The sequence below is a fragment of the Candidatus Cloacimonadota bacterium genome (genome assembly GCA_011372345.1).
Lineage (GTDB): Bacteria > Cloacimonadota > Cloacimonadia > Cloacimonadales > TCS61 > DRTC01.
In genome coordinates this window covers 1-4,313 of the sequence record DRTC01000444.1, presented here as the reverse complement: position 1 = coordinate 4,313, position 4,313 = coordinate 1, and the positions used below count along the sequence as shown (strand labels likewise).

Sequence of the window (4,313 nt, the reverse complement as noted above, 5' to 3'; positions counted from 1 at the left end):
TGTCTAATATATTAATAGTTGAAGATGAAAAGATCATTGCTGAAGACCTGAGATTAACTCTTAGTGCTTTGGGACATAAAATTATCGGTGTTGCCACAACCGGAGAATCAGCAATAAAAATTGCCGGAGCATTCCGTCCTGATTTTGTACTGATGGATATAATGCTGGATGGTGAAGTTGACGGAGTGCAGGCTGCTGAACAACTCAAAGTGGATTATAACATTCCGGTTATTTATGTTACTGCCTATTCTGATGAAAAAACCCGGAAAAAGGCTGAAATGACAGAACCACTGGGATATATTAATAAACCATTTGAAGAAAGAGAACTTCTCGATATTATCGAAAAAGCTTATATAAAACATTAAAGAGAAATCCTGAAAGTATTTAATGCTATAAGATAAATCTACAGGATTAGGATTAATGACTGTTGACGCCCTGACACAAAGGATGACAGAGGTTTTAATCACCAGTTTCAACTGGTGGTCTGGAATGCGACGATAAAACTCGAACCGTTTTAACGGTTTCCGCATATTTCTGACAAAACAATTCCCATTCTTCCCGAAAACTCATCCTTCTATGATGTTCATCTTGATTTTTTTATGTAATGGATCACTTTATCCAGCTGACTTTCAGATACGGAAAAGGCAGCATAACCTCTTGCCCAGGAAAATCAACTAAAATATGAATATGTTCCGGATTTATATGACCAATCTTGAAATATATGTTATTATCAAGACAGATATTTTTTTATAATTTCTTTAAATTGAACACTTTTATTTTTGTCGTGAAAGAAGAGAGTTCTGTCTTTTGTTGACCAGATGGATAAGAAACCAGCAGATTTTCAGGGAGTGTCTGGGCATTATTTTCCTTTTTGGATACCGTTGAAACGGTTTTCTTCCTATCGCGTGTTTTTATTCCCACTAACTGAAGATTAGTGGTTAATGACTGTTGTAATACTCTATATTAAAAGACTTGTCACATTTCCGATTGTTGCAGGATCATGTGATATTTTTTATACTCAATTACTTATTTCAGCAAAATCATCTTCCTGGTTTGCGATAGGTTGCTTGATTGCAGTTTATAGAGGTAAATTCCTGATGGAAAGTTTTCCGCATTCCAATGAAAGGTTTGAGAACCGGTTTCGCATTGGATCGAAGTTATTTCCTGTCCTTTGATGTTATAGATTGTTAACAAAGCATTACCATTCTTTTTTATGTTGTATTTGATTGTTGTCTCCTGATTGAAAGGATTAGGAAAGTTACTCAATTGAAGATTATCTATTGAATATTGAATATTTTCGTCTTCTACTGATACTGCGTCATTATGGAAGATGTAAGCAGAACCGGAATCAGTTCCATAATCACTATCTCTATATGCACCAATAACTGCATTATTATCTGATATACAAACCGAATTGCCAAAATGATCATAAATAGCACCATCTGAAGCATTTAACTTTACCTGCTGGGACCAGGTTGTTCCTTCTTTATAGAAGACATAAGCAGAGCCAGAAGTAATATCATTATCATCATCACCGTATGCCCCGATAACAGCATAATTCCCGGAAATAGAAACTGAACATCCGAAAAAATCAAGATGTGCTCCATCAGAAGCAAGTAATTTAGCATACTGAAACCAATTTGTTCCAGTTCTGATAAAGATATAAGCAGAACCGGAACCAGATTCATTGTCATCATCATATGGTGCTCCGACTACCGTATAATTTCCGGAGATGGATACAGAGAATCCAAAACAATCATTTTCAGCACCATCAACTGCAGTTAATTTCGTTTGTTGGAACCAAGTTGTTTCTTCTCTTTGAAAAACATAGACAGAACCGGAATTTTCACCATTATCATCATCATTTTGAGCTCCAATAATAGCATAATCTCCCGAAATTGAAACCGAACAACCAAAAAAATCATCTTCAGTTCCATCAGAAGCAAGTAATTTATCTTGTTCCGACCAGGTTGTTCCATCCCAATGGAAAATATAGGCAGAACCAGAGTGGTGACCATTATCATCATCTAAAAGTGACGCTACAATTAGATAATTACCATCAATACAGACAGATCTACCAAAGCAATCACCTTCAGATGCATCGGAAGGAGTTATTTTAAACAGTTCAGTCCAAAATGATCCATTATTATAGAAAATATATACTGAACCGCTACAAACTCCATTATCACTAGTTCCTGATGCCCCGACAACAACAAAATCTCCAGAAATAGATACTGATTTTCCAAAATAATCACTGGGAGTTCCATCGGAAGCAATCAGTTTTTCATGTTCAATCCAGGTTTGATTCCCAAAATTACGGAAAATATAAGCAGAGCCAGAACTTTGTCCATTGTCCTCATCACCATATGCTCCAATAACAGCATAATCACCTGAAATAGAAACTGAACATCCGAACCAATCATATTCAGCCCCATCCGAAGCAAGCAGTTTCTGCATTTCATTCCAGTCGGAGAAGAGGTTGAGATAGAGAAGTATAAATGAGATAAAGATAAAAAGTTTCATTTTGTCCTCGTTAGTTTTGTGCTTGTATTATTTTTTTTTATAAACGAATCCCCACCGCTGAAGCAGTGGGCTATATTTGTGGATCAGCCCATGACTTTAGTCGTGGGAATCCAATCAACCAATTAACCAATGACCAGTTTCAAAAGACAAGTTCCAAATTGGGAATTTCCTTTAAAATTTATCTCTTTCCAACGCAGGAGCGTAAGAACGAATAATAACTACTGTCACCCTGTGCCTGTCAAAGGGTGAGGTAAGCGGCTGTATCAATATTCCACCCTTCGCCAGGCTCAGGATGACAACAGATAAAGATGCTTAAAACTTCCTTCTCTCATCTTTCTTGCGGTCATTCTTCGGTTCGGAGAAAGAGATGCTGTCGCCTTCTGCCAGACCTTCGATGATCTCGACCTGCTGGAAGTTGTTGATACCGGTTTTGACCACAATACTTTCCGCAATCGTATCGTTCTTGACTTTGTAAATTATATCCTGACCATCCTCATCACTGAAGATAGTGCGGATCGGAACAACGAGAATTCCTTTCTTTTTCTCACCGATGATCGTAATATTAGCAGTCATTCCTGGTTTTAATTTTTCATCCACTTCCTTGATCTCGATCTCGATCGGAAAAACTTTGATGTTGTTATAATTGATCGCCATGGCAGCAATTTTTGTGATTGTACCTGAATATTTTGTATAGGGATAAGCATCGACCTGGATCTCAACTTCCTGGTTTTTCCTGATCTTGGAAATATCAACTTCATTGATCCTCGAATCAACGATCATTCTATCAAGATCGGCAAGAGTCAGGATCACTGTTCCCTCGGAAAAAGAATTCGTGCTGGCAACTACCATTTCTCCTTCTTCGATCGATTTCTGGATAACAGTTCCGGACGCTGTTGAAACGATTTTTGATACATTGCCTTCTGTTTCGATATCCTTGATCAGTTTATATTGCTGCAGGGCTGCATTATAATTTATTTCAGCTTCGGTCAAAGCATCTTCATAGGAATCGATTTCTCTCTGGGAGATATAATCATCTTCAAAAAGTTTCAATTTATCCAGATAATCCCTCTTGGCATTTTTTAATTTGATCTCTGTCAATTCGAGTGTACTTTTCACTCTCGCAATTTTCTCCGCCTGGTTATAATCAGGTTCGATATCAGCAATAATATCACCATTTTCGATAAAATCACCTTCTTCCACAAAAAATTTGAGAATTTTCCCGCTGACGATAGATTTTACTTTTATTTCTTTTATGGGTTGGATTTCCCCTGTTTCTTCGAGTTTAACTGTGATCTTGCCTTTTTTCACTACATATGATTTTGCCTTTTCAGTTTTGTGTTTTATATTACCTTTGCTCTTTTTGGAAACAAATCCAATAATTGCGATTATAATAGCAATTATCACCACTATGATTATAATTTTTTTCATTTATTTCTCCGTATTTTTATCATTCAAAAACTCGTTAAATTTAAAAAAATTCACAAGTTTCCGGATATCATTCCCCTTTTTTATTTTGATTTTGCATTGCTTGTTGCAGATTCAAAGCAGATTGTTTGGCAGCTGCTCCTTCAATCGCTTTTTCCGCTACACTTTGAATTTTTGCATAAGCATTTTCCAATTTATCTGCTAAAGATGTAATTTGAAGATCTTGTTCTTTGACGGTTTTTTCCAAGGAAGCAATTTTTGTTGTAAATACATTTTTTTCACCTTCATATTGCTTTTTCAGAAGATTCTGCTGATACTCGAAATCAGTTTTCATTTTTTCCGTTGTTTCTTTAATTGCTTTCTTG

4 protein-coding genes and 1 pseudogene are annotated in these 4,313 nt (G+C 36.3%); 1 reads left to right on the top strand and 4 read right to left on the bottom strand.

Features of this window, described 5'->3' with window-relative positions:
* Nucleotides 1-365, top strand: a 365-nt coding sequence (locus ENL20_08635) for a response regulator (protein ID HHE38622.1), incomplete at its 5' end; no start/stop codon positions are given.
* 163 nt (nucleotides 366-528) lie between these two features.
* On the opposite strand, the pseudogene ENL20_08630 reads toward ENL20_08635, so the two are convergent.
* The 4 genes and pseudogenes from ENL20_08630 to ENL20_08615 form a co-directional block, all read right to left on the bottom strand.
* Nucleotides 529-860 (bottom strand): annotated as a pseudogene (locus tag ENL20_08630) (hypothetical protein).
* Between the two features lie 166 nt (nucleotides 861-1,026).
* A complete protein-coding gene (locus ENL20_08625; protein ID HHE38621.1) occupies nucleotides 1,027-2,523 on the bottom strand; it encodes a T9SS type A sorting domain-containing protein in 1,497 nt (498 codons plus the stop codon).
* Nucleotides 2,524-2,835: 312 nt separating this feature from the next.
* Nucleotides 2,836-3,951: an efflux RND transporter periplasmic adaptor subunit gene (locus ENL20_08620; GenBank protein ID HHE38620.1), complete on the bottom strand. Its 1,116-nt coding sequence runs from the start codon at nucleotides 3,949-3,951 to the stop codon at nucleotides 2,836-2,838.
* 67 nt (nucleotides 3,952-4,018) lie between these two features.
* Nucleotides 4,019-4,282, bottom strand: coding sequence for a hypothetical protein (locus ENL20_08615; GenBank protein ID HHE38619.1), 264 nt, complete (start codon nucleotides 4,280-4,282; stop codon nucleotides 4,019-4,021).
* Nucleotides 4,283-4,313: the final 31 nt, after the last annotated feature.

What these genes read in the sequence shown, in the direction of transcription:
- ENL20_08625 (HHE38621.1), bottom strand. Translation starts at nt 2,523, where the DNA reads ATGAAACTTTTTATCTTTATCTCATTTATACTTCTCTATCTCAACCTC.
- ENL20_08620 (HHE38620.1), bottom strand. Translation starts at nt 3,951, where the DNA reads ATGAAAAAAATTATAATCATAGTGGTGATAATTGCTATTATAATCGCA.
- ENL20_08615 (HHE38619.1), bottom strand. Translation starts at nt 4,282, where the DNA reads ATGAAAACTGATTTCGAGTATCAGCAGAATCTTCTGAAAAAGCAATAT.